This is a genomic window from Symbiopectobacterium purcellii (assembly GCF_019797845.1).
In the GTDB taxonomy this organism is placed as follows: Bacteria; Pseudomonadota; Gammaproteobacteria; order Enterobacterales; family Enterobacteriaceae; genus Symbiopectobacterium; species Symbiopectobacterium purcellii.
This window is the reverse complement of sequence record NZ_CP081864.1, coordinates 328,036-352,965: the sequence shown is the minus strand read 5'-3', so window position 1 is coordinate 352,965 and position 24,930 is coordinate 328,036. Positions and strand designations below refer to the sequence as shown.

17 protein-coding genes and 1 pseudogene are annotated in these 24,930 nt (G+C 54.8%); 12 read left to right on the top strand and 6 right to left on the bottom strand.

Features of this window, described 5'->3' with window-relative positions:
• Positions 1-2 precede the first annotated feature (2 nt).
• From K6K13_RS01605 to dkgA, 4 genes are all read left to right on the top strand, one after another.
• Positions 3-1,295 carry a TRAP transporter large permease gene (locus K6K13_RS01605; protein ID WP_222159261.1) on the top strand — a complete coding sequence of 431 codons (1,293 nt, stop codon included), beginning with the start codon at positions 3-5 and terminating at the stop codon, positions 1,293-1,295.
• A gap of 191 nt (positions 1,296-1,486) precedes the next feature.
• Positions 1,487-2,680: a cystathionine beta-lyase gene (gene metC, locus K6K13_RS01600; RefSeq protein WP_222159260.1), complete on the top strand. Its 1,194-nt coding sequence runs from the start codon at positions 1,487-1,489 to the stop codon at positions 2,678-2,680.
• A gap of 241 nt (positions 2,681-2,921) precedes the next feature.
• Positions 2,922-3,581, top strand: a complete 660-nt coding sequence (locus K6K13_RS01595) for a DedA family protein (RefSeq protein ID WP_222159259.1) — start codon at positions 2,922-2,924, stop codon at positions 3,579-3,581.
• 254 nt (positions 3,582-3,835) lie between these two features.
• The gene (dkgA, locus tag K6K13_RS01590; protein WP_222159258.1) at positions 3,836-4,681 is read left to right on the top strand and encodes a 2,5-didehydrogluconate reductase DkgA; all 846 of its coding nucleotides are present in this window, start codon (positions 3,836-3,838) and stop codon (positions 4,679-4,681) included.
• 443 nt (positions 4,682-5,124) lie between these two features.
• On the opposite strand, the gene K6K13_RS01585 is transcribed toward dkgA, so the two are convergent.
• On the bottom strand, positions 5,125-5,862 hold the full coding sequence (locus K6K13_RS01585; protein ID WP_222159257.1) for a GntR family transcriptional regulator: 738 nt from the start codon (positions 5,860-5,862) through the stop codon (positions 5,125-5,127).
• 806 nt (positions 5,863-6,668) lie between these two features.
• Here K6K13_RS01585 and K6K13_RS01580 point away from each other — a divergent pair.
• Positions 6,669-8,069: a purine-cytosine permease family protein gene (locus tag K6K13_RS01580; protein ID WP_222159256.1), complete on the top strand. Its 1,401-nt coding sequence runs from the start codon at positions 6,669-6,671 to the stop codon at positions 8,067-8,069.
• Positions 8,069-9,022 carry a PfkB family carbohydrate kinase gene (locus tag K6K13_RS01575; protein WP_222159255.1) on the top strand — a complete coding sequence of 318 codons (954 nt, stop codon included), beginning with the start codon at positions 8,069-8,071 and terminating at the stop codon, positions 9,020-9,022. The genes K6K13_RS01580 and K6K13_RS01575 overlap by 1 nt, the downstream gene beginning before the upstream one ends.
• A 13-nt stretch (positions 9,023-9,035) precedes the next feature.
• Here K6K13_RS01575 and K6K13_RS01570 read toward each other — a convergent pair whose 3' ends face one another.
• Positions 9,036-9,929: a LysR family transcriptional regulator gene (locus K6K13_RS01570; protein ID WP_222159254.1), complete on the bottom strand. Its 894-nt coding sequence runs from the start codon at positions 9,927-9,929 to the stop codon at positions 9,036-9,038.
• 101 nt (positions 9,930-10,030) lie between these two features.
• Between K6K13_RS01570 and K6K13_RS01565 the strand changes: the two genes are divergently transcribed.
• Both K6K13_RS01565 and K6K13_RS01560 read left to right on the top strand, forming a co-directional pair.
• Positions 10,031-10,537, top strand: a complete 507-nt coding sequence (locus K6K13_RS01565) for a phenolic acid decarboxylase (protein WP_222159253.1) — start codon at positions 10,031-10,033, stop codon at positions 10,535-10,537.
• 28 nt (positions 10,538-10,565) lie between these two features.
• Positions 10,566-11,600 carry an alpha/beta hydrolase gene (locus K6K13_RS01560; RefSeq protein WP_222159252.1) on the top strand — a complete coding sequence of 345 codons (1,035 nt, stop codon included), beginning with the start codon at positions 10,566-10,568 and terminating at the stop codon, positions 11,598-11,600.
• Between the two features lie 67 nt (positions 11,601-11,667).
• On the opposite strand, the gene ftsP is transcribed toward K6K13_RS01560, so the two are convergent.
• The 3 genes from ftsP to parC all read right to left on the bottom strand — a co-directional run bounded on the left by ftsP (position 11,668) and on the right by parC (position 16,474).
• Positions 11,668-13,074: a cell division protein FtsP gene (gene ftsP / locus K6K13_RS01555; RefSeq protein ID WP_222159251.1), complete on the bottom strand. Its 1,407-nt coding sequence runs from the start codon at positions 13,072-13,074 to the stop codon at positions 11,668-11,670.
• Positions 13,075-13,331: 257 nt separating this feature from the next.
• On the bottom strand, positions 13,332-14,069 hold the full coding sequence (locus K6K13_RS01550) for a 1-acylglycerol-3-phosphate O-acyltransferase (RefSeq protein WP_222159250.1): 738 nt from the start codon (positions 14,067-14,069) through the stop codon (positions 13,332-13,334).
• A 146-nt stretch (positions 14,070-14,215) separates the two neighbouring features.
• Positions 14,216-16,474 carry a DNA topoisomerase IV subunit A gene (gene parC, locus K6K13_RS01545; RefSeq protein ID WP_222159249.1) on the bottom strand — a complete coding sequence of 753 codons (2,259 nt, stop codon included), beginning with the start codon at positions 16,472-16,474 and terminating at the stop codon, positions 14,216-14,218.
• A 462-nt stretch (positions 16,475-16,936) separates the two neighbouring features.
• Between parC and K6K13_RS01540 the strand changes: the two are divergent.
• Positions 16,937-19,326, top strand: a pseudogene (locus K6K13_RS01540) (TonB-dependent receptor domain-containing protein).
• 237 nt (positions 19,327-19,563) lie between these two features.
• Entirely contained in the window at positions 19,564-20,145 is a 582-nt protein-coding gene (locus K6K13_RS01535) for an NAD(P)H-dependent oxidoreductase (protein ID WP_222159248.1), read from the top strand.
• Positions 20,146-20,152: 7 nt separating this feature from the next.
• On the opposite strand, the gene K6K13_RS01530 is transcribed toward K6K13_RS01535, so the two are convergent.
• On the bottom strand, positions 20,153-21,049 hold the full coding sequence (locus K6K13_RS01530; protein WP_222160928.1) for a LysR family transcriptional regulator: 897 nt from the start codon (positions 21,047-21,049) through the stop codon (positions 20,153-20,155).
• Positions 21,050-21,259: 210 nt separating this feature from the next.
• Here K6K13_RS01530 and bglB point away from each other — a divergent pair, with 210 nt between their 5' ends.
• On the top strand, positions 21,260-22,339 hold the full coding sequence (bglB, locus tag K6K13_RS01525) for a beta-galactosidase BglB (RefSeq protein WP_222159247.1): 1,080 nt from the start codon (positions 21,260-21,262) through the stop codon (positions 22,337-22,339).
• Between the two features lie 173 nt (positions 22,340-22,512).
• A complete protein-coding gene (locus K6K13_RS01520; protein WP_252120390.1) occupies positions 22,513-24,864 on the top strand; it encodes a hypothetical protein in 2,352 nt (783 codons plus the stop codon).
• Positions 24,865-24,930 lie beyond the last annotated feature (66 nt).

The window sequence follows — 24,930 nt, the reverse complement described above, 5'->3', positions numbered from 1 at the left end:
CCATGGATGCATTTATTTTAGTTGCCGCGCTGGCGGTACTGCTCGCCGTTGGCGTCCCCGTCGCCTATGCCGTCGGGCTGAGCGCCATTGTCGGCGCATTCTGGATTGACCTGCCGCTTGAAGCGGTGATGATCCAGATAACCAATGGGGTGAACAAATTCTCCCTGTTAGCCATTCCGTTCTTTATTCTGGCCGGGGCCATCATGGCGGAAGGCGGTATCGCCCGTCGATTGGTGAACTTCGCCTATATTTTTGTTGGCTTTATTCGAGGCGGCCTGTCGCTGGTGAACATTGTCGCTTCCACCTTCTTTGGTGCCATTTCTGGCTCATCGGTTGCAGACACCGCCTCCATCGGCTCAGTAATGATTCCTGAAATGGAGAAAAAAGGGTATCCGCGTGATTTTGCCGCCGCCGTGACCGCCAGCGGTTCGGTACAGGCTATCCTCACGCCGCCTAGCCATAACTCGGTCATCTACTCGCTGGCCACCGGCGGCACCGTATCCATCGCCTCGTTGTTTATCGCGGGTATCATGCCTGGGCTGCTGCTAAGCTTTACCATTATGGTGATGTGCGTCGGGTTTGCCCATAAACGCGGCTATCCCAAAGGTGAGCGGGTGCCTTTCAAGCAGGCGCTGAAAATCTTTGTTGATACGCTGTGGGGGCTGATGACCGTGGTCATCATCATGGGGGGGATCCTCTCAGGGATCTTTACCGCCACCGAATCCGCGGCGATTGCCTGCGTATGGTCATTCTTTGTCACCATGTTTATCTACAAAGATTATACTTGGGCAGAGCTGCCGAAGCTGATGTACCGCACCGTGAAAACCGTCACTATCGTGATGATCCTGATCGGTTTTGCTGCGGCCTTCGGCGCCATCATGACCTACATGCAGTTACCGAGTCGCATTACCGACTTCTTCACCTCTATCTCGGATAACAAATACGTCATTCTGATGTGGATCAACATCATGCTGCTGCTGGTCGGCACGCTGATGGATATGGCCCCGCTGATCCTGATCCTGACACCGGTACTGTTACCTGTCGCCATTTCACTCGGTGTCGATCCGGTGCATTTCGGCATGATCATGCTGGTTAACTTAGGGATTGGTTTGATCACACCGCCGGTGAGTTCCGTGCTGTTTGTTGCCAGCGCTGTGAGTAAACAGAAGATAGAGCAGGTGGTGAAGGCGATGGTGCCGTTTTACTGCGGCCTGTTCTTCGTCTTGATGCTGGTCACCTACATACCGGCCATTTCCCTGTGGCTGCCCAAATTTTTCGGCGTCCATACCGGGTAACTCGGTTTCAATGCCGCCAGCCCTTCTGGTAAGAGGGGCTGGCACTTCCCTACTTTCTCCAGCATGACATCATTTCTACCTCTTCAAAAACAGTGACTCTGACCGTTTTTCTTTTAGATGAAAAAACGTCATCCCTCTCTTCTTTGCACCATGCTAACGTAGCCGTTTCCATTCTCTTGGGTGAAACAGACATGAGCAGCAAGAAAACAGCAACGGCGCTAGTTTCAGCAGGACGCAGCAAAAGATACACACAGGGATCGGTCAACAGCGTTATCCAACGCGCTTCATCGCTGATTTTTGAGACGGTTGCCGACAAGAAACAGGCCACCCTCAACCGGGCCAAAAGTGGCCTGTTTTACGGACGTCGCGGCACCCTGACACACTTCTCCTTTCAGGATGCGATGACGGAGCTGGAAGGCGGCGCGGGCTGTGCACTGTATCCCTGCGGCGCGGCAGCGATAGCCAATGCGATCCTCTCATTTGTTTCAGGCGGCGATCATGTACTGGTGACCGGTTCCGTCTACGAACCGACTCAAGCGTTCTGCGATAATGTGCTGAGTAAATTCAACGTTACCACCCGCTACTTTGATCCGCTGATCGGTGCCGGTATTGCTGACCTGATTCAGGAAAACACCAAAGTGGTGTTCCTCGAATCGCCAGGTTCAATCACCATGGAAGTGCACGATGTGCCAGCCATCGTCAGCGCAGTGCGTCGCGTTAACCCCGACATCGTTATCATCATGGATAATACCTGGGCGGCGGGCATTCTGTTTAAAGCACTCGAGTTTGGAATTGATATCTCCGTGCAATCCGGCACCAAATATATCGTTGGTCACTCAGATGCCATGCTGGGTACCGCCGTTGCCAACGCACGCTGCTGGGATCAGTTGCGTGAGCACTCCTATCTGATGGGACAAATGGTCGATGCCGATACTGCTTACGTCGCCAGTCGCGGCCTGCGCACCCTCGGGGTTCGCCTCAAGCAGCATCAGGAGAGCAGCCTGCGCATCGCCCACTGGCTCGCTGCACGGCCAGAAGTGGCGGTGGTCAACCATCCGGCACTGCCGAGCTGTAAAGGGCATGCGTTTTATGTGCGTGATTTCACCGGATGTAACGGATTGTTCTCGTTTGTGTTAAAGCAGAAGCTAAGCAAGGAGCAGCTGTCCGACTATCTGGATAATTTTGCGCATTTCAGCATGGCCTATTCCTGGGGTGGTTTCGAATCCTTGATCCTGGCTAATCAGCCGGAGGATCTGGCGTCGATTCGTCCCGCGGGTGGCGTCGACTTCACCGGCACACTTATTCGGTTACATATCGGGCTTGAAGACTGCGATGATCTGATCGATGATTTGACAGCCGGATTCAACAGAATTCACAAAGTGTGACGGCGATATCCCTTGATATGGCTGCGGTGGTGTGTGTAAAGCGTGTATGATGAACGGAATAAGCAAGACAAAAAAACCGCTTTACACGAATAACAGAGCTTATGTCTGTCGCTGAAAGGCGTTCGTATTGGCGACACTAAGATCTTGGCCCTACGCTATTGCTTAGCGACACAGATTGATCCGTTCGACATTTGTGCGAGCAGGGTTGTGCTTTGGGCCCCTACACCTGGCAGGAAGTAATATGAGTGTGGTTCACGACATCATTCAGGCGCTGTGGCAGCAAGATTTCAGTGCGTTGGCCGATCCCAATGTTATCTGGGTTATCTACGGTATTCTTTTCACGACATTGTTTCTGGAAAATGGCTTGCTGCCAGCCTCGTTTCTGCCGGGAGACAGCCTGCTGCTGCTCACCGGCGCCATGATCGCCAAAGGCGTGATGAGTTTCGTGCCCACCATGTGCCTGCTTACCGTCGCAGCCAGTCTCGGCTGCTGGCTCAGCTACTTGCAAGGTCGCTGGCTGGGCGATACGCGCATCGTGAAAGGGTGGCTGCTGCAACTGCCCGCACACTATCACCAACGTGCCTACCATATGTTCCACCGTCATGGACTGGTGGCATTGTTGATTGGTCGTTTTTTGGCCTTTATCCGCACTCTGTTGCCGACCATGGCGGGCATTTCTGGCCTCAACAGCCTGCGTTTTCAGCTGTTTAACTGGCTAAGCGGCTTCCTGTGGGTGTTTGGTATTGTCACACTGGGCTATGCCATTAGCCATGTACCGCTGGTCAAACGCTATGAAGACCAGGTGATGACCGCTCTGATCATTCTCCCTATTGTTCTACTGATCAGTGGATTAGTTGGCATGCTGGTGATGTTGTGGCACAGAAGGCGTTCCGCCGCCTGACGCAGTACCTCTCCAGACACTTCATCAACGGTACCCGCTACCCTCTGATTTTCTTAATGTTACGCGCAAGAAAAGCAGGTACCGTTATATCTCCTCGCCGCTTTGCTGCTATTTTCGGCTAGACTTAACCGACATGTCCTGTCCATTACGAACAGGGTTGAAGGGATACCATTCATCACCGTATCCGGTGGCTGAAATCCAACCGAGCCCTTGCCGACCTCGGCAGGGAGGATTCTCGAATGAAGGAGAATGACATGACAACGCAACCCATGATCAAACTGGCCGACGGCAACATTATGCCGCAGCTCGGCCTGGGCGTGTGGCAGGCGACACACGACCAAACCGTGGCCGCAGTGAGCGATGCGCTAAACATTGGCTACCGGGCTATTGATACCGCCGCGATTTACAAAAACGAAGCAGGCGTTGGAGAGGCGCTACAGGCCAGCTCGCTGCCCCGCGACCAGCTGTTTATCACCACCAAACTGTGGAATACCGATCAGTCCGATCCACAAAAAGCGCTGGAAGAGAGCCTGCAAAAGCTGCGGCTGGATTTTGTCGATCTCTATCTGATCCACTGGCCAGTGCCGGATCAGGATACTTACGTTGATGCCTGGCGCGGCCTGCTGCGTTTACAGGAGCAGGGGCTAGTGAAAAGCATTGGCGTGAGCAATTTTCATCCACACCATTTACAACGCCTGAAAGCAGAAACCGGCGTATTCCCGGTCATCAATCAGGTTGAGCTACACCCCCTGTTCCAGCAGCGCCAATTACACGCCTGGAATGCCACACACCAGATTCAAACCGAGTCATGGAGTCCGCTGGCACAAGGAGGAGAAGGGGTATTCGATCAGCCGCTGATTCGTCAGCTCGCGCTGAAATACGGCAAAACGCCTGCGCAAATCGTGATCCGCTGGCATCTGGATTCCGGTCTGGTGGTGATCCCCAAATCCGTTACCTCCACGCGCATCCGTGAAAATTTCGATGTGTTCGATTTCCGTCTCGACAAAGACGAACTGGGCGAGATCGCCAAGCTGGATGCGGGCAAACGGCTGGGACCCGATCCGGATGTGCCACGCACCACGTTTCCGACCAAAGACTAAGCGAGCTTCCGCCACTGCGTGTGGCGGAAATCCTTTTTTCCGCTGCTCTGACCTGCGTTCTAACGATCGCTATCAAATAACAATCAGAATTCCCTCCAACATTAACAGACACCAAACGAGCGCCCCGCATCCATTGATCAGATAAAAACCCCATTCCATCCTTCATGGCACAGTTCAGGCGTTCGAGTAATACCCAAACCCTATGAATGATGGAGATGTTACCGATGAAAAATGCAATCAAATATCTGCTCCTGGCGAGCATCTTGAGCCTTACCGCAGGCGTTAACGCGCACATAGGCTACGATCGGATGTATTTCGACGACCCGGCAACAGGTCCGGATGTGGGTTCAGCAGAGTGGGTACGCTGCCGTGCCCACGGCGGTTGTCAATAATCTGACGAGACAGCCAGCCTCAACGACAATGAGGCTGGCTGAGACCCGGATTCAGTCCGATATCTGTATTTCGTAGATATCACTGCGGCAGTAAATTTCACAATATTCGAGCAAGCCATTTTGCGCGTTATAGGTATGCTGGCGATAAAACAGCAGCGGCATGCCTGGCTGAATATTTAACAAACGCGCTGTTTCCGCCTGACAGGCAATCGCCTTGATGCGCACCTTCTTTTTTGCCGGAAGGATCCCGCGCTCCGCCCAGTATTGATAGAGCGAGTGCTCCAGAATCTCCGGGGCAGGTAACAACGCCAACGGGATCCATGTGGTTTCCAGCGACACGGGTTCACCGTTGATCAATCGTACACGCCGCAGTTTGGTCACGCGCTCACCTTTCAAGGCAGGAACGCTGCTGGCGACCTCATCCGGCAACAGCGTGGTCGTGCGCTCCAGCCAACGATTACCGGCAATACCTCCGGCTTGCAACACCAGCTTGGTGAACCCGGCTTCTTCATCATCCAGTGAATAGTCTAGATGCTGACTGATGCGCGTCCCAACACCCTGCTGGCGCACAATCAATCCTTTTTCTTCCAACAACGACAACGCACGAGAGACCGTAACGCGAGAAATATCCAACTGTTGCGCGATCACGCGCTCAGCAGGAAAGAATTGCCCCGCCAGCGCTTTGTTCTGGTTGATACCCTGCTCCAAAACCATCGCCAATTGCATATAGCGCGGCGCTGTAGAAGGTTTCTCAAGTGTTTGCCTGACCCAACGAAATAGCTCCTGCATAGTACGGCCTTTTAGTGTTTTTTTGCGCCACGGGTAGCATCCCCCCGACAGGTGTCAGCATGGCAAGAGCACATTACCACGAAACAAGACTCAGGACTGGTATTGGTATCTCAATGGCATTTAATTGGACTTGCTTTTGTACTGTGGATTGTATACATTAAATACAGACGTGCCAACACCAGGGGGTCATTTAGTTGACCACAAAACAGCGTCTCACGACACAGATCACAATAATGTTCTTGTTATTTAAGTAGATCGTGCGATGAGAACAGTGCTCAGAGCAGAAAATGCGAACTGAGCAGGTATGCCAGCGGTTGTTTCAATGGCATACGAAAGGACTCTTAGCAACACCAGGAAAAATACGCAGTAAAAATGTCGTGCAGTAGCGAAGAATACAACCAGAAAGACAGTCCATTAACATGAAATGGCATAAAGACAACACACAGCAATAAACAGTACTTGGTGCCAGCACCTTCGGCACATAACAACACCTTTAACAGTCGTTTTATTTTGTCACTCGGTATCACTCGTTTCACCCACGCATGAACTGAGAACAGGGGCAGTCATTCTATTTTGGCTGCTCCTTTATTTTTCCACACCGCCATCCACCGTGATAACTCACCCGCGCCACGCGCACTCCTCACACCGCAATTCAACAAACGCATAAAATTACTGTCTGTCCTGCCGTTCCGCTGCTATGTTTTAACATCGGACTCTCTCTTCGGCATGGCTGCCATTAGCAATAGTCACTGCATGCCTGCCCTTTCCGCCACCCGCTTCATTAAGGCCAACAAGGAGCCGCCGTCATGGGTGAAACACAGCAGAATAAGACCTGGCAAGTTGAAAATACGGGAATTGATATTGTTCCCGCTGCGGAACGCACAGGAAAACCCTTAGAACTGTTCTGGATTTGGTGCGCTGCGAATATTGGTATTCTCGGCATCGTTTATGGTGCCATCATCGTCTCATTCGGATTATCGTTTATTCAGTCGCTGCTCGTCGCCATTGTAGGCGTTGCCAGCTTCGCACTGGTGGGATACACCTCGTTTGCCGGGCAGACGGGCCGCACGGCCACGTTGACCCTGTCACGTGCGGTGTTTGGCCTGAAAGGCAATATCGCGCCTACTGCTTTTGGCTGGTTTACCCTGATGGGTTGGGAAGCCGTTAACCTCACCACTGGCACACTGACGCTGGTGGCCTTGTTTGAAGCCATTGGTTTTACCAGCAGCACTACGCTGACCGCTATCTGCCTGATTCTGTTCGGCGGCCTGACCATTGTGGTAAGTATTCTTGGGCAAAATACCCTGATCCTGATGCAAAGCTGGATCACCAAAATCTTCGGCACCATGACGCTTATCGTCGTGGCCTATATCTTGTTCAGTACCCCGTGGGATGTGGTACTGGCACTGCCGTCTGGCAACTGGCTGACTGGTTTTCTCCCGGCCGTGTCCGTGATTGCGGCTGGCACCGGGGTCGGTTGGGCCATCGCCGGCGCGGACTACAGCCGCTATCAAAGCCCTACCACCACGCGCAGCAGCGTCTTTTTTGCCGTGGTCGGTGGCTCCGCGTTGCCGCTCGTCCTGCTGATGCTGGCAGGCATTTTACTTTCAGCCCAATTACCAGAGTTAACCAGTTCAGCTAACCCCATCGCCCTGATCGGCACCGTATTGCCAACGTGGATGTCAGTGCCCTATCTGCTAACGGCCACCGCGGGTATCGTCACTATTGCGGTACTTAGCCTCTATTCCGCCAGCCTCAACCTGCTGGCTATCGGCGTAAAACTGCGCCAGTCGGTGGCCGTTTCTCTGGATGCCGTGCTGGTGGTGGGCGTTGCGGTCTACGTTCTGTTTGTATCGCAGGATTTCCTTTCGCCGTTTATCGCCTTTCTGATCTTCTGTGGCCTGTTTCTCGGCCCGTGGGCGGCGGTGTTTATTCTGGACTATATCTACCTGCGCCAACGCGACGGCTACGATAACGACGCGCTGTTTGCCGTCAACGGCAAGAATAACGGCGTGCGCTGGGTACCATTACTGTGCTGGCTGTTGGGTGCCTTTGCCGGGCTAATGGTGACCAAAACCGGCTTTATTGATGGCCCGTGGGCAACCGGTATTTTCGAAAACTCCAGCCTTGGGCTGTTCCTCTCCTTCGGCGTCAGCGGCGTGACGTATGGCCTCTATGTCATGCTACTGCCCAAGGAGAATCACTAATGCATGAAGGAAAAACGCTTCGACAGGTGCTGGTGATCGGCGGTGCTTGTGGCGATATGCTGCTGGGCGTTCCACGCATGCCGCTCAGCGGCGAAGACGTGGAAGCCAAAGACAACGGGCTGCAAATCGGCGGCTGTGCCTTTAACGTCGCGCGTGCGCTCACCCGTCTTGGTGCTCCAGTGCTCAACGGCATGCCGGTGGGCAACGGTACCTGGGGCAACGCGGTAGAAAGCGCCATGAAAGCGCTGCATCTGCCTGTGCTGATGCGCCACCCCGATATGGACAACGGCTGGTGTCTGGCGCTGGCGGAACCGGGCGGCGAGCGCACGTTTATCAGCATCACAGGCTGTGAGGCCCATATCACCGCAGCGATGTTGCAACGTCTGCAACCCGCTGCGGATACGCTGATTTATGTGAATGGCTACGAGTTGTTTGGTACGGGCGGTGCCGCACTGCGCGCCTGGGTACTGGCGCAGCCTCAGCAAAAACTGATCGATTTCGGCCCTCGTCTACCGGGCATTCCGCCCGGCTTTATCACGGCGCTGTTTGGCAGTCGCACGCTATTGACGCTAAACCGAGACGAGGCGCGCCACCTGCTGGGCGAAGGCGATATTATCGCACTGGCGCAGCAGTACGCCGCACGCAGTGGGCTTACGCTGATTTGTCGACTGGACAAGGAAGGGGCATGGATTTGCCCACCGGACGCCGCACCGCAATCCGTAGCGCCGTATCCGGTCACGGTGGTAGACAGCATTGGCGCAGGTGATGCGCACTGTAGCGGGTTGCTGGCTGGCCTAGCTGCGGGCTGGCCGCTGACGCAGGCGGTCGATTTGGCCAATCGCGTTGCCGCTTGTATGGTCGCCGTTCAAGGATCGTCACAGCCTCCCGGCTGGAATACGCTAGACGAGTATTTCCCCGACGCCGCGCCGCTGCCCGCTTTTCCCACGCGCTAAACCATAGACAGGCTTATTCGGTACACCCCGTTTGGGGCGTACCGCGGCTGGCACGCCGAAACAGTGTCAGCAAGGTTTTTACCTGTTCATCCAACGGTGCCAGCGCCCGCCGGACAATCAGGTGCAGCGGCGTGGCGCGGCGCGTGCCGTGCCCTAATGCCAGTGTTTTTAACATGCCCGACGCCAGCGGTGCCGCAATCCACTCTTCCGGCAACCAGCCATAACCGACCTGATGCATCACCGCTTCAATCGCTGATTCTACGGTGGAGAACGTCCAATATTCAGTGGCTGCTGTTACCGCCAATGGCATGCTGTTTTCCCGGGAAGCGATTCGCACCAGCGGATAACGCAACAGCGTTTCTTCACGCAACGGCGCAGGGAGTTGATGCAACGGATGATCGCAATGCGCCACGGCAACAAAATCGATGTTCATCAGCCATTCGCCCCGCCCCATCATATCTTCACGCCGCGTCAGTACCGCCACATCGGCATCCACGTCCCAGGATTGGTTCTCCAGTATCTCCGTCAGATGGAGGTGGGTATCGGGATGCAACTGCTGAAACTCACGTAAGATGGCAAATAGCGTTTCACGGGGAAATACGTTATCGACCACCAGATCGAGACGCGTACGCCCCCCCTTTTTCAGCGTGGCCGCCTGCGTTTCCACATAATGAAATGCATTAAGTAGCGGCCTGACCTGCGCCAACAGCAGCGCGCCGGCAGGGGTTATCTCCGCTTTACGTCCTTTAGCTTCCAGCAATGCCACACCAAGGCGCTCCTGAAGCAGCGCCAGATTGTAGCTCACCGAAGACTGGCTACGGTGCGTTGCCTGCGCTGCACGCGCAAAGCTGCCCAGCTCAATCACCTTATCCAGCAAGAACCATTGTTCCAGCGTTGTCTTGTGCATAATCAATCTACATTTTGGATGAATTAGATGAAAAATAAGCGTTATGAATTCACAGAGTGACGCAATATGATCCTGACATCAAGAACAAAAGGAGCAGGACCATGAGTACATTTGATAAGCACGACCTCAGCGATTTTGTCGGCAAACATCTGGTTTATACCTACGATAATGGCTGGAACTATGAGATTTACGTGAAGAACGACCACACGCTGGATTACCGCATTCACAGCGGCATCGTCGCTAACCGCTGGGTCAAGGATCAGTTTGCCCACATCGTTCGCGTTGCCCACAGCGTTTATAAAATTTCTTGGACGGAACCCACTGGCACCGATGTCAGCCTGATCGTGAATCTGGGCGATCGCCTGTTCCACGGCACCATCTTCTTCCCGCGTTGGGTTATCAACGATCCACAAAAAACCGTGTGCTTCCAAAACGATCATATCCCGACCATGGAAGCCTACCGCGCCGCGGGCCCGGCTTACCCAACGGAAGTGATCGACGAGTTTTCCACCATCACGTTTGTGCGTGATTGCGGCCCCGATAACGAGAGCGTGATCGCTTGCCCAGCCAGCGAACTGCCGGCCAATTTTCCTGAAAATCTGAAGTAACCGATACCGCAGTCACGTAAGGAACGTCATGAAAATAAAACAGATTGCCTTAATTGGCGCGATTGTGGCAGGCATTGCCGCCGCGTCCGCCAATGCTGCCCCACAGCAACTTCCCGGCTACACGCCCGGTGCCGAGGTCACTCAGATTGCTGCTACCCGCGGACAAATTGATACCATCAGCAATGTGATCTACAGCCAGATCAAAGGCCCACGTGCGGTTCGTCAGTTGAGGATGTCGTTTCTTATCCCGCGTACTGCCGCCGCTAAACCGGCTATTGTCTATTTCCCTGGCGGCGGTTTTACCTCCGCCGATCATGAGAAATTTATCGAAATGCGCATGGCGCTGGCACAGGCTGGTTTTGTGGTCGCTGCCGCAGAATATCGCACGGTGCCAGACACCTTCCCTGCGCCAGTACAAGACGGTAAAGCCGCGGTGCGTTACCTGCGCGAACACGCCGCAGAATATGGCATTGATCCGCAACGTATTGGCGTATTGGGTGATTCTGCGGGTGGATATCTGGCACAAATGCTGGGTGTCACCAACGGTGAAAAAAACTTCGATAAAGGGGATTATCTCAATCAATCCTCGGATGTTCAGGCCGTGGTGACCCTCTATGGGCTCTCCAATCTGCTCAACATCGGTGCTGGCTTCCCAGAGAATATTCAGGATGTACACCGCTCACCGGCGTCAACCGAAGCGCTGTTGGTTAACGGTGCGGCCTTCCGCGATTTCCCTGGTGCAGCTATCGGCAAAGATGAGAAGAAAGCCCTTAATGCCAGCCCTATGGGGCACATCAACGGTAAAAAACCGCCATTCCTGATCATGCACGGCAGCGCGGATACGCTGGTTTCTCCGGTACAAAGTGCTCAGTTGTTTAAGGCCTTAAAACAGGGCGGAAATCCGGCAGAGTATGTGTTGCTGGAAGGGGCGAATCACGGCGATTTACCGTGGTATCAAGAGCCGCTGATTCATCGCGTGGTGGAGTGGTTTAAACTAACGCTGAAAGTGTCTGCATCGCAACCCGTCGCGGCGGCACCACAGAATCCAAACGCCAATTTGTAATACACGGCGGTAATACAAAACGGCAAGACAAAACAAAGGGGGCCATACGCCCCCTTATCGTGCCGTTTTACTGCACCACCAACTGTCCGGTGGAACCACGATCCGCCATCTCCAGCGTGTGGCTGTAGTAGAGGAACGGGAATGAGGCCGATGACGATTGGGTGAAATAGACCAACAGTTCGGCGTCCCCATCCACCCACACCGTGTCTTTCCAGCCACTCTGATCGGCAGCAGGAGCCGCGCCGTTGATGCTGCGCACCAGAAACATCGCCCCCTGAATGTGGAACGGTTGCGGTGAATCGGCGTGAATGATCCAGCGTTCACAGCGTCCTTCCTGCGTTTGCACATCCGTGCGCGTCATATCCCACATCGCACCGTTAATCCCCGGCAGGCTATCGCCCAGACGGAACTCCCGCGTCCGGCTGATATTGGCGGGTAGCACAATATCCGTCAGCAAGCGGGCGGGAAGATTGTTGGTCACCAGTGGCAGCAAACCGGTGGGTTTTAACGTCAGTATCTGCGTTGACACCAGGATGCTGGAGGGCTCAAACAAGCCACGCAGTCGCTCCATCAGCGTTGCCGCATCACCCGCCGCCAAGGTCACTTCACCGCCCTGAGACATATCAATCAGAATTTCACGGCGTTCACCCGGCGCCAGGGAAATCTGATTCAGCGCCAGCGGCAGCGGTAAAAAACCCAAATCGCTGGCGATAAGGTACATCGGGCGACCGTCGCTCAGACGCATCACATAACGACGCGCATTTGATGCATTCAGCAAGCGCAGGCGCACCCAACCGCGTGAGACTTCGACAAACGGTTCTTGTATACCGTTCACCAACAGCGTATCGCCGACAAAGCCTCCGCTACTGGGCGGGTTGTAGACCGGAACGCCAAAGTTATCCAGGCGCTTATCCTGAATAATCAGCGGAAAATCATCCACACCGTAGTGATTCGGAATAGGCAAACTCTTGCTGGCGCTGTCTTCTATCAGCCAAAGACCAGCCAGCCCCTGATACACATGCGGCGCCATGCGGTTCGGCGTATTGGCGTGATACCAGCAGGTAGCCGCCGCCTGTCGAATGGGCAACACTGGGGCCCAGTCAGTCCCCGGAGAGATCATACGTCCGGCTCCGCCCATCAACGGACCTGGCACCTGCAGGCCACTGACAGTCATCGAGACCGGCTCATTCAGACGGTTGCCATAGATCAGTTTGACATCATCGCCGCTGAACACTTTTACCGTAGGACCGAGATAACGTCCGTTAACGCCCCACACCGACGTCTTACGATCACCGGAGAACGCCCAGTGTGCACGCTGCATGGTCAAAAAAAGCGGTTGTCCGCGACGAGACTCCAACAGCGGCGGGATGGGTAGCGCATTTTGCTTGCCCTTTGCCTGCGCCGGCGCAGGTAACCCGCTCGCACACACCATAAGCCCCGATGCCTGAATAAACTGACGGCGGCTAAGTGACATAAAAACTCCGTAATCTTGCTAACCGTATATGCCCGTCATACTTCGCATTACAGGGGCGTTGGCTACGCTCGCTCACCCGAATCACTTACCTGAGTAAGCGCATCGGGACTCCCTCACTTGCCGCATTACGAGACGCATAAATGAGCTTCGCCCTAGAGGGCCAGCGCAAGCGCTGTTCAAAACGTAAACGTTTTGTCCTGCAACGCGAATTAGTTAGGGTATACATCCACCACCAATGTAGAGGGCGTAAAAAAACGTTAACGCTTCGCTGCTTTCTCCCGATCAACGACTTCAGCATTCAGTTCAACCAAACGCGCTGCCATCACATCATGACAGTGTGCGGCCAGCTCACGCACCTGCTCTTTACCGTATGCAGAAGTATCAATCGGTGGCAGCATTTCAACGATCACATGGCCGTTATTCCACCGGTTCAGTTTGACTTTATTGTGCGTGTCGGTCACACAAATTGGCACAATTGGCACGCCTGCGCTGATCGCCGCATGGAAAGCGCCGGTTTTGAACGGCATCAATCCGCGACCACTGCTACGCGTGCCTTCTGGAAACATCCAGACAGAAATATTGCGCTCTTTAATGTGATGAACAACTTGCGCAATGGTGCCGTGCGCCTTGGCGCGGTTTTCTCTGTCAATCAGCAAGTTACCTGCCAGCCAATAGAGCGGCCCAAAGAAAGGGATCCACACCAGACTTTTTTTACCGACCGTTACCGTACCCGGCTGCACCGCATTTGCCGCCGTCACCATATCGTAGTTGTTCTGATGGTTGGCAATGTAAATGCAGTTGCCATAGTTTCCCGCATCCGCAGGCACTCTGACTTCTACTTTTAGGCCAAACAGGGTCGAAAGCCGCCCAAACGCATGGCCAAAGGTCGCCACGTGGCGCGGATTCTTCGGGCTAAACAGGCAGTAAATCGTACCGAACAGGCAAATCAGAATGGAAAAAATCACCACTACCACAAAACGGATAATGAATAACATAACAACCTCATAAGCCAACCGCCGCCGCTAGTATAGCGACTTCGGCATAAAACACACGGGTAATCCTTTGCCGTGGCGCCCGCGCCATCGGCACGGTAACAAAGGGGGGATGCCTGATACCGCCATCGGTGATATCAGGCAACGAATTACTCCTCGCTGTCATCCTTCGACGCTGGCGGCGCATCAACCTCAATGCGGTCAATGTTTTGCAGCCCGCGTAGCAGGGTGCCTTTGCGCCCCCGTTCACCGTGATGCTCGCTCGCACGCACCACAATTTTGCGCTTGCCGGAATACAGTTTCACCGTCGCCTGCGGCCACAGTACCAGCAGGAGAGCCAGGCGATCCTTGCCTTCAGTAAAGTCCGCCGAAGAGATGGAGATGATCTTGTTGCCTTTGCCTTTCGACAACTGAGGCAGATCGGACACCGGGAACACCAGTACGCGCCCCGCAGCAGTGACCGCCATCAGCAGATCGTCTTCGCGCTCTATCACGATCGGTGCCAGCGCTTTGGCATTGTCCGGCAGCGTGATCATCGCTTTACCGGCACGGTTGCGCGCCACCAGATCGTTGAACGTGCAAACAAACCCGTAGCCGGCATCGGACGCCATCAACAGACGCTGTTCATCCGCCGCCATCAGCACATGCTCAATGGTGGCACCCGGTGGCGGTGTCAGTTTGCCCGTCAGCGGTTCACCCTGGCCGCGCGCCGACGGCAGCGTGATAGGATCGAGCGCATAGCTACGCCCGGTGGAGTCGATAAACACCACCGGCTGGTTACTCTTGCCGCGCGCGGCCGCTCGGTAGCTATCGCCTGCTTTAAAGCTCAGCCCGGAAGGATCGATATCGTGCCCTTTCGCGCTACGCACCCAGCCCATTTCTGACAACACAATCGTGACGGGCTCAGACGGCACAAAATCGTGCTCGCTCATGGCCTTGGCTTCCGCACGCTCATGCAACGGCGAACGGCGATGATCGCCATACAACTCCGCATCCGACTGAATCTCTTTTTTCAGCAGATTGTTGAGCTTGCGTTCTGATGCCAACAGCGCCTGAAGCTGATCGCGCTCTTTTTCCAAATCATGTTGCTCGCCACGGATTTTCATCTCTTCCAGGCGCGCCAAATGCCGCAATTTTAATTCAAGAATGGCTTCAGCCTGGGTATCACTCAGGCCATAGCGGCGCATCAGCTCCGCTTTGGGCTCATCCTCGGTGCGGATGATATGAATAACGTCATCAATGTTCAGGAACGCAATCAACAAACCTTCCAGAATGTGCAAACGCTTGAGCACTTTTTCCAGGCGGTAATTAAGGCGGCGGCGCACCGTATCACGGCGGAACACCAGCCATTCGCTCAGGATCTCCACCAGCCCTTTCACGGCGGGACGGTTATCCAGACCGATCATGTTCATGTTGATACGGTAGCTTTTTTCCAGATCGGTGGTGGCAAACAGATGATTCATGACCTGATCGAGATCGATCCGGTTAGATCGCGGCACCAGCACCAGGCGCGTCGGATTTTCATGATCCGATTCATCGCGTAAATCGTCGATCATCGGCAGCTTTTTCGCCCGCATTTGGCTGGCGATCTGCTCTAACACTTTCGCCCCCGAGACCTGATGCGGCAGCGCGGTGATCACCACTTCGCCGTCTTCTTTCTTCCACAGGGCACGCATCCGCACGGAACCACGCCCCTGCTCATAGACACGGCGCAGCTCATCACGCGGCGTGATGATTTCCGCTTCGGTGGGGAAATCCGGCCCCTGGACGAACTGCAACAGATCGTCGAGCGAGGATTCCGGTTTTTCCAGCAGTTCAACGGCGGCGGCCGCCACTTCGCGCACGTTATGCGGTGGGATATCCGTCGCCATCCCGACTGCAATGCCGGTGGTGCCATTGAGTAAAATGTTGGGCAGACGCGCCGGCAACATTTTCGGTTCCTGCAAGGTGCCGTCAAAGTTGGGCTGATACTCAACGGTGCCTTGCCCCAACTCGCCCAGCAGCACTTCGGCGTATTTGGAGAGGCGCGATTCGGTGTAACGCATCGCCGCAAAGGATTTCGGATCGTCCGGTGCCCCCCAGTTGCCTTGACCGTCCACCAACGGATAGCGGTAAGAGAAAGGCTGCGCCATCAGCACCATGGCTTCATAGCAGGCGCTGTCACCGTGCGGATGGTATTTCCCCAGCACGTCACCCACGGTACGGGCGGATTTCTTAAACTTGGCGCTGGCGCTCAACCCCAGTTCCGACATCGCATACACGATGCGGCGTTGCACCGGCTTAAGGCCGTCACCAATAAAAGGCAGCGCCCTGTCCATGATGACGTACATGGAGTAGTTCAGGTACGCATTTTCTGTAAACGTATGTAGCGCAAGACGTTCTGCGCCGTCATGAGTTATCTCACTCATCGATAATCCTTACGCGGTGACTCAATGATCATGCCATAACAGGTCATCTATACCCGTCATACGTCAAGTTGCAGGTGCGTTGGCTGCGTTCACTCACCCGCATCACTTACCTGAGTAAGCTCATCGGGATTCATTCGCTTGTCGCCTTCCTGCAACTCGAATTATTTAGGGTATAAAAAGGCTTAATTCCCGCAACGCGCGCGGTAATGTCTGCGCAGATAGTACAGCATCTTGCCAGCCACTGTCACAAACCTCCGGTGTCTTCCTCCCTTAACACTTCATCAATCGTCGTTGAGTTCCTGCATTAAGAAATCTTAATGCCGCAATCGCGGTGATAATGATTATATTTGCTATATGCTAATGATTATCATTTAGCTATACGCGGCATCCTACCGCACCGATGACAATATCGGCACCGCTATTTTTACGAACCCAAACCATCGCGAACCCAAGAGCTCTATCATGTTAAATCATAAGAATATGAATAACATTTTGCTGACCGGCGTCCTGTCCGGCTTGGCATTTGGTGCCAATGCGGCGCAAAGCGCGCAGGGCAAATCGGATACTGCCCAGAAAGAGTCCCAGGATACCATGACGGTACTTTCTCCCCGCGTGGAGCGAGAAGCGGGCACGAAAACCACCCTGACGGCCAACGACCTCTTGAAAGAAGGCGGTAACACCTTCGGCAATATCATGCGCTATCAGCCACTGGTGAGCGCACCGGGCGTCAGCGCCGGGGCTACCGCAGGCAAAAGCAGCTACGATCGCGGTGGCTATAGCGGTTACAACATTCGCGGACTGGAAAACAATCGCGTCTCTATCGATATCGATGGCGTTGAACTTCCCGCAGGAACCGATCGCGGGACTTCCACGCCAAGCGGTCGCGTTCAGGCAGGCAGCACCGGCATCGGCCGCGGTGATTACCTCGATCCCTACCTGTACGGCTCAGTAGACATCGCCTCCGGTGCGACCGACGTGTCTAACAGCAATAACGCGCTGGGCGGCTCGGTTTCATTTATGCCCAAATCGCCGGATAACTTCCTCAGTAGCGATAAACACAGCTATTTTGGCTATCAGGCTGGATATGACTCCGCCGATCGCAGTTTCCACAACGGGATTACCGCCGCTGGCGGTGACGACACCCTGCGCGGCGTAGTGGTCTACAGCCGCCGTGACGGCAATGAAACCGAAAACCACCGTGATGCCACCATCGACAGCAATCCGGCCAACTGGCACTCCAACGCAGTATTGGCCTCCGGCATCTGGCAGGCAACCGACGTGCACCAGCTCACCGGTACCGTGGACTATTACGAGAAGTTTAACCACAGCAACTTCCCCACCTGGAATGTCAGCGCCTCTGGCAGTTCTTCTCGTGATGGCAGCACCTCATTTCAGGACAGCAAAACGCGCCGCTGGGGCGTAAGCGTTGCCGATCTGTATACCCCGACTGACGGGCTGCTGTTTGACAGCCTGAACAGCAAACTGTTCTTTAGCAAAACCGAAGCCCACGACTACACCATCAGCAATGCGGCGTCACCAACTCAGGTGTGGAGCGGCTACGATACCAACACCCTTGGGCTGGAAAGCAAAGCGACCAAAGAGTGGCGTAACCATCGGTTTAGCTATGGTGTCAATATTCGCCAATCTGAATCCGAAAGACCGCTGACAGCACAAAACATAGCGGCTGATGGATTACCTATTCAATTGGGCCGCCCTCAAGCAGACAGTAAAATCATCAATGCCGGTGCTTTTGTGCAGGATAAGATGACCTGGGATGTGGCGGGGCGTGATTTCTCCGTGATCCCTGCGGTGCGTTTCGCCTGGCAGCACGCCAAGCCGGAAAATACCGATAACCTGTTTACCAACACTAATGGCAACGTGACAGCCAATGACACTGCCAATATGTACGGCACCAACGCTGACGGCCAAATTCTGCCAGCACTGACCTTCCAGTACAATCTGAAGCCGGATTTGCTGGCCTATGTGCAGTATAAGCGCGGTGCGCAGTTCCCGAACGCAGGGCAACTGTATGGTGCCTGGTCCCTGGGTTATATGGGCACATCAAGCTCTTATGCCACGATCGGCGATCCTAATCTGAAAACCGAAACCAGCGATAACTATGAGCTGGGGCTGAAAGGTCGTATTGTGGACGGGGTAACGCTTAGCGCTGCTGCGTTCTATAACGATTACAAAAACTTTATCGCCAATGGCTACTATCGCCGTGCAGGAAATCCCGACCTGTTTGTCAATCTGCCAAACACCATCAGTACCCTCTATCTCACTGAAAACCGCGATAAAGCCTATATCTACGGTGGCGAGCTGAGTGCACGTTTCGAACTGGGCACCTGGTTTGAACAGGCCAAAGGGTTCAGCCCCGTCTGGCTTACGGCTATACCCAGGGTGCCTCGAAATCCAGCGCCTCCGGTGACCGCTATGTCAATCTTGATACCGTCACGCCACAAAAAGCCGTGGTTGGGCTGGCCTATGACGATCCGAGCAACACCTATGGCTCTGCGTTGATCACCACCTTTACCAAAGGAAAAACCGCTGATTACGCCGCAGGCCGTAAACGCGTAGGCAACGGTAATGTGCTTGGCTCCGACAATTACACCTTTATGCGCGTGCCGGGCTATGGTTTAGTGGATTTGACCGCCTACTACCGCATTACCAAAAACGTGCGTGTCAACGGCGGTATCTACAACCTGACTGACCGTAAATATTGGGATTACCAGAACAGCCGCAACATTGAGGCACCAACCAATGCCGATCCCAATAACGCACACTATTACGATCAACAGTTGTCCATTGCACCGGGGCGCACCTTCCAATTGGGCATGAGTGTCGATTTCTAATTAGCGTGTTTATTGCGTGAAGTGAAATAAACGCAAAACGTGTCCTCAACAGGGCAGGAAAACCAATACGTTGGTTTTCCTGCCCTTTTTATTTAGCGATTGCCTGACGCTCAGGACACAAAACCCCTGATTTATTGACTGAAAGTCAAAAGTGTTTTGCGATTACACCCATTTTTTATCTTAAGACTGCGCACTACACTGCCTTACTTTCATTAAGCAATCAGGATCATCGTCACCATGCAAAACATTCTGCTGATCAACGCCAGCAAATCCTTTGGTCACTCCAAGGGCCAATTGAACAATACGCTCGCGGATTTTGCCGCCACCTTGCTCAGCGAACAGGGCCATAACGTACAGGTGACTAACGTCGATCAGGGCTACAACCTGGACGAAGAGGTACAGCGCTTTTTGTCGGCAGACACCGTCATTTATCAAATGCCGGGATGGTGGATGGACGTGCCGTGGATTCTGAAGAAATACGTCGATGAGGTGTTTACTCACGGTCACGGCTCGCTGTATGCCAGCGATGGCCGCACCCGCTCAGACGCCAGCAAAAAATACGGCTCCGGCGGTCTGCTGCAAGGGCGGAATTATATGCTGTCCCTGACCTGGAACGCGCCGTTGGAAGCCTTTACCGATCCCGACCAGTTCTTTCACGGTGTCGGGGTTGATGGCGTTTACCTGCCGTTCCACAAAGCTAACCAGTTTATCGGCCTGTCACCGCTGCCGACCTTTATCTGCAATGATGTGATCAAGCAGCCGGAAGTAGATCGCTATCTGGCTGAGTACCGTGAACATTTGACCCGCGTATTCGCCTGAACGCGGCCTACAGCAACTGTTGCGCCATCTTCTCGCTGAGAAAATCGAGAAAACAGCTGATACGCGCCGTCAGCTTGGTATTGCGGTAGTAAACCGCGTTCACCGGCATGCGCGTTTCAATCGTCTGTTGCGCCAACACCGGCACTAATCGTCCGCTTTTCTGATCGTCCTGTGTCATAAAATCAGACAAGCGGACGATCCCCTCCCCGCGCAGCGCCAGCTGGCGTAGCGTTTCACCGCTCGAGGCCACCAGCGCCGGTTTGATGCGATACAACTCACCGTTGGCTTTACGTACCGGCCAGACATTGAGCACATCCACATGGGTAAAACCGAATAATACGTGATTATCCAGCGCTTCTACGGTCTGCAGCACTCCGTGGCGTTGCAAATAATCAGGGCTGGCCAGGATCCGCGTGCGCGTGCTGCCCAGCAGACGGGCATGGATGCTGGAATCCCGCAGGGTGCCAATGCGGATCGCAATGTCAGTATGCTGCTCCAGTAAATCAATAAAGACGTCATCGGTGTTCAGTTGTAGCTGAATATGCGGATAAATGCGGCGAAATTCGGGAATAAGGGGCACAATGGCATGTTGCATAAACGGAAACGCGGCATTGACGCGCAACGTGCCGCAGGGCTGCTCACGTCCGACGGCCATCGACTCTTCTGCCTGTTCAACTGACGCGATAACTTCACGTGCCTGCGTCAAAAACCGCTCGCCTTCCTGTGATAACGCCAAACGGCGTGTGGTGTGGTGCAACAGCGTGGTATCCAGCTTGGTTTCCAGCCGGCGCAGCGCACGACTGATACCGGAGGCGGTCTGCCCCAACTGCTCTGCCGCTGCTGTAATCGATCCGCTGTCGATGACCACGACAAACGCTTGCAACTCTTCCAGCGTGACTTTCATCGCTTCTCGCTGCCGTTTCTCTGCCTCAGATAACGTCATCATAACCGGTTATTTTAATAAATAAAAAAAACCTGATCGGTACGCACCTCGGCAAAAAGTTAATCAAAATCACAAAACATTAACGCAAAAAATTTTCGTATTGCGCATTCTTTTGCGCAAATGCTACACCATTTGCAAGACGCACTCTTTCATCAAGGGAAAACCGACGCAATGAGCAGCAACACCACACTGAACGCACAGTTAGATGCCCTGATAGCAGGCACTCTCGGCCTGAAAGACGAAGGCCGTTTTCACGAGCCCAACCTGGATGGTACGCCGAGAGATTATATCTCTTTCAACAGTTGGGAATGGCCGCAGGGCGTGGGCCTGTACGGGCTGTTCCGCCTGTGGGAATTCACCCGTCGAGACGATCTGCTGGCTACCCTCACCACCTGGTTTGATAAGCAAATCGCACAGGGTTTACCGCCGCTCAACGTCAATACCACCGCGCCGATGCTGCCGCTGTCGCTGCTGTGGCAACACACCCGTAATGATGATTACGCGCGCGTGTTGGACGGTTGGGCGAACGATGTGATAACCAAACTGCCACGCACGCCGGAACAAGGCTTCCAGCATGTGGTGTCTGACGGTGTGAACCAGATGGAGATATGGGACGACACACTGTTTATGGTGGTGCTGTTCCTCGCGCATTACGGTACGGTTTCAGGCCGTCAGGAACTGGTCGACGAAGCGGTACGTCAGTTCTTGCTGCACGCACGCTACCTCAATGACCCGAAAACCGGGCTGTGGTACCACGGCTGGAGCTTTGCGCAAAAAAGCAATTTTGCGCAAGCCCGCTGGGCGCGTGGCAACGCGTGGATCACCGTGGGGATTCTCGATCTGCTGGAGATTGCTCCTATCGATAACGGTGTACGCCTTTATCTGCTGGAGTGTCTCAACGCACAGGTGAACACGCTGATCGACCTGCAAGCCGAAAGCGGGGCCTGGCATACCCTGCTGGACCACCCTGACAGCTACGAAGAAATTTCCGCTACCGCCGGTTTTGGCTATGGCTTGCTGAAAGGCGCACGCCTGGGCCTGGGTGATGAGCGCTGGCTGGCGGCGGGGAAAAAAGCGTTACAGGCAGTACGCCAGAATATCGATGCGCAAGGCACGGTGCAGAATGTCTCGTATGGCACCCGCATGGGGCGCACGCTTGATTTTTATAAAGAGATTCCGCTGCAACCCACCGCCTACGGGCAGTCGCTTGCCATATTGTGTTTGAGTGAAGGCATCCGTGTTGCGGAATAAATGACCTGCAACACATTGTTTCCGGGGAATAATCAATGAACACTGACACTATTTATCGCCGCGCTTTACAACAGGGTGACGCGATTCGTTACTGACACTATTCCGATATTGTCAGCCAGCGTTATGACGTACCCGATGTCCCTATGCAGGGTGACATGGACCCGTTTTTCTTCATGAGTAAAAAGAAAAACTTCATCCCGCATACCTACCCTTGTCGGGTAGACTTCCAGCAACGCTATCTGGAGAAGAAACCACAGCCGTTCGGTGCGTTCGAACTGACGCGATGGTGGTTCCCGTTTGGTTCTGACCGCGTAGACCTTTCTGGTTTCTGGTTCCGTCCCACCCGTATCGGTGCCTGGGCGCAAACCGGGTTGGAAGCCGAAACCGACGGTGAGGTGACCCTGCGTTTCACCACCTGCGGCGGCGGCATCGTGCAGGTTAACGGCGAAGAGGTCGCCTGGAGTGCCGCCTACCAGCGCAACCTGGAAAACGCCATTGAGGTCACCGTTTCCTTGAAATCGGGGCTTAACGACGTTCGGGTCTGGTTTGACGATCTGGCTGAACGGGATATTCGCTTTTTCTTCCAACTCGATTACGTAGCGGGCATACCGGTTAATGTGGCGTTGACCTCACCGGTTGGCGCATCGTGCGTGGCGGAAATGGAAGCGCTGTTGGAAGGGGTGTCCTTCGAATACTCCGCCTACAGCCACGGGGATATCAACCTCTGCTTCCCTGCGCCTGCGACCCGGCCGCTGACCATCGCCTGTCGCGTACTGGGCGATTTTATTTCGCTGGATAGCCCTATTGAGTTGGAAACCGAATTGCGTCCGGGCCAACAGATAGCGCGTATCGCCAATACGGCACAGCTCCCGGCGGATTTCCGCAACTTCGTGATAACGCTCTCCAGCGGAGCGTTATCAATAAGCCGTACCCTTGGCGTTGAAATTTGTCATGCCACCGCACAGCAGGTTGTGCCAGAGACCTTAGCCGCACGTATTGCCGAAGCGCTGCACACGGTCGCCACGCAAGGGGAATACAGCAGCGTTAAAGCGTTAGCCAGACTGGCCTGCGGCATGGCCGATGAGGAAACGCACACCATGCTGGAAGGGGTATTGCCTTCCGTGCTGGATTGTCATGACTGTGCCGATTTCACGCTGGTGCCGCTGCTGTGGTGCCGCATCGCCTGGGGTGATGCCATCGCACCGGCCACCCGGGAAAAAATCGATGCCGCCATTCTGCATTTCCGCTACTGGATGGATGAGCCGGGCAACGACGTGCAGTGGTACTTCTCGGAAAACCATGCGCTACTGTTTCACACGGCCGCCTATCTGGCAGGCAGCTTTTTCCCACAGGCCACCTTTGTGCGTAGCAACCGCAGCGGGAGCCAGCAGGCTGCCGCCGGCAAGCAGCGCGTGCTCGATTGGCTCACCCATTTTGAATCCTGCGAGATGGCCGAGTGGAACTCAGCGCCCTATTTCCCCGTGGATTTGAAAGGACTGACCGCGTTGGCCGCGCTCTCTCCCGACGCCGATATTGCCGCACGCAGCTGCCGCGCCATCCAGCGGTTGGTTGAGCAAATCGCTCGCTCCTGTCATCAAGGTATGCTGACCGCCTCTCAGGGGCGCTCTTACGAACACACACTGCGTGCTGGACGCTCATTGGAGCTGGCCGCAATCTCCCGCCTGCTGTGGGGCAAAGGCAACTACGGTTGCCGTTTCCACGCCTTACCACAGTTGGCGCTACTGCTGCGCGACCACGGTTTAACCCTCGATCCTGCACTGGCCGAGATTGCGGTGTGGCAGAAACCGACGGCACAAGAGTGGTGCTTTGCCCAAGGGGCCAACCGCATCGCTAAGCTGTATCACTACAAAACTCGTCATGTGGCGATGGGCTCCATTGCCGGTTATCGCTGGGGCGAGTGGGGATATCAGGAGACACCGTTGCATCTGCGCCTTGGTGATATTCCTGAAGCGCAGGTGTGGATCAACCACCCTGGCGAAGCCCTACACGGCGGATTTGGCAGACCGTCCTACTGGGGCGGTTGCGGTACGCTGCCGCGCGTCCAGCAGTATCGTGGACTTGCAGTGCTGACCTTCACCACCCACGAAGGACAGCCGACGTTTACCCACGCCTGGCTGCCGCAGCACATCTTTAGCGATGTGCGTATCAGCCCCGAGCGTATCGCGCTGCAAAGCGGCACGGGCATGGCGCTGTTATTCGGCTCTCAGCCTTTCCACATCGTGGAAACCGGCCCGACACGCCACTGTGAAGTGCAGCAGCACGGCCAAACAACCACCTGGCTGGTGCGCCTGAATGACACCGCAGACATTCAGTCGCTGGACTACTTTACGCAGACGTTCGCCGATCTCACCGTGCACCACGAGGCCGATGGCACCCTGCGCGTCCTCGATCCGGTCTACGGTGAGGTGCGCTTTCTGCCGGATGGCCGCGTGGAAGCGCAAGGGCGCGCTCTTGACCCCGATGCCTGGAGCGTGGCCGGTACGCACGGCGAGCTGACGCTCTAGCCCTTTTCATCACGCAACACCACTCTACCCTAACCATCAACCGCTCAGGCCACTGGCCTGAGCTGG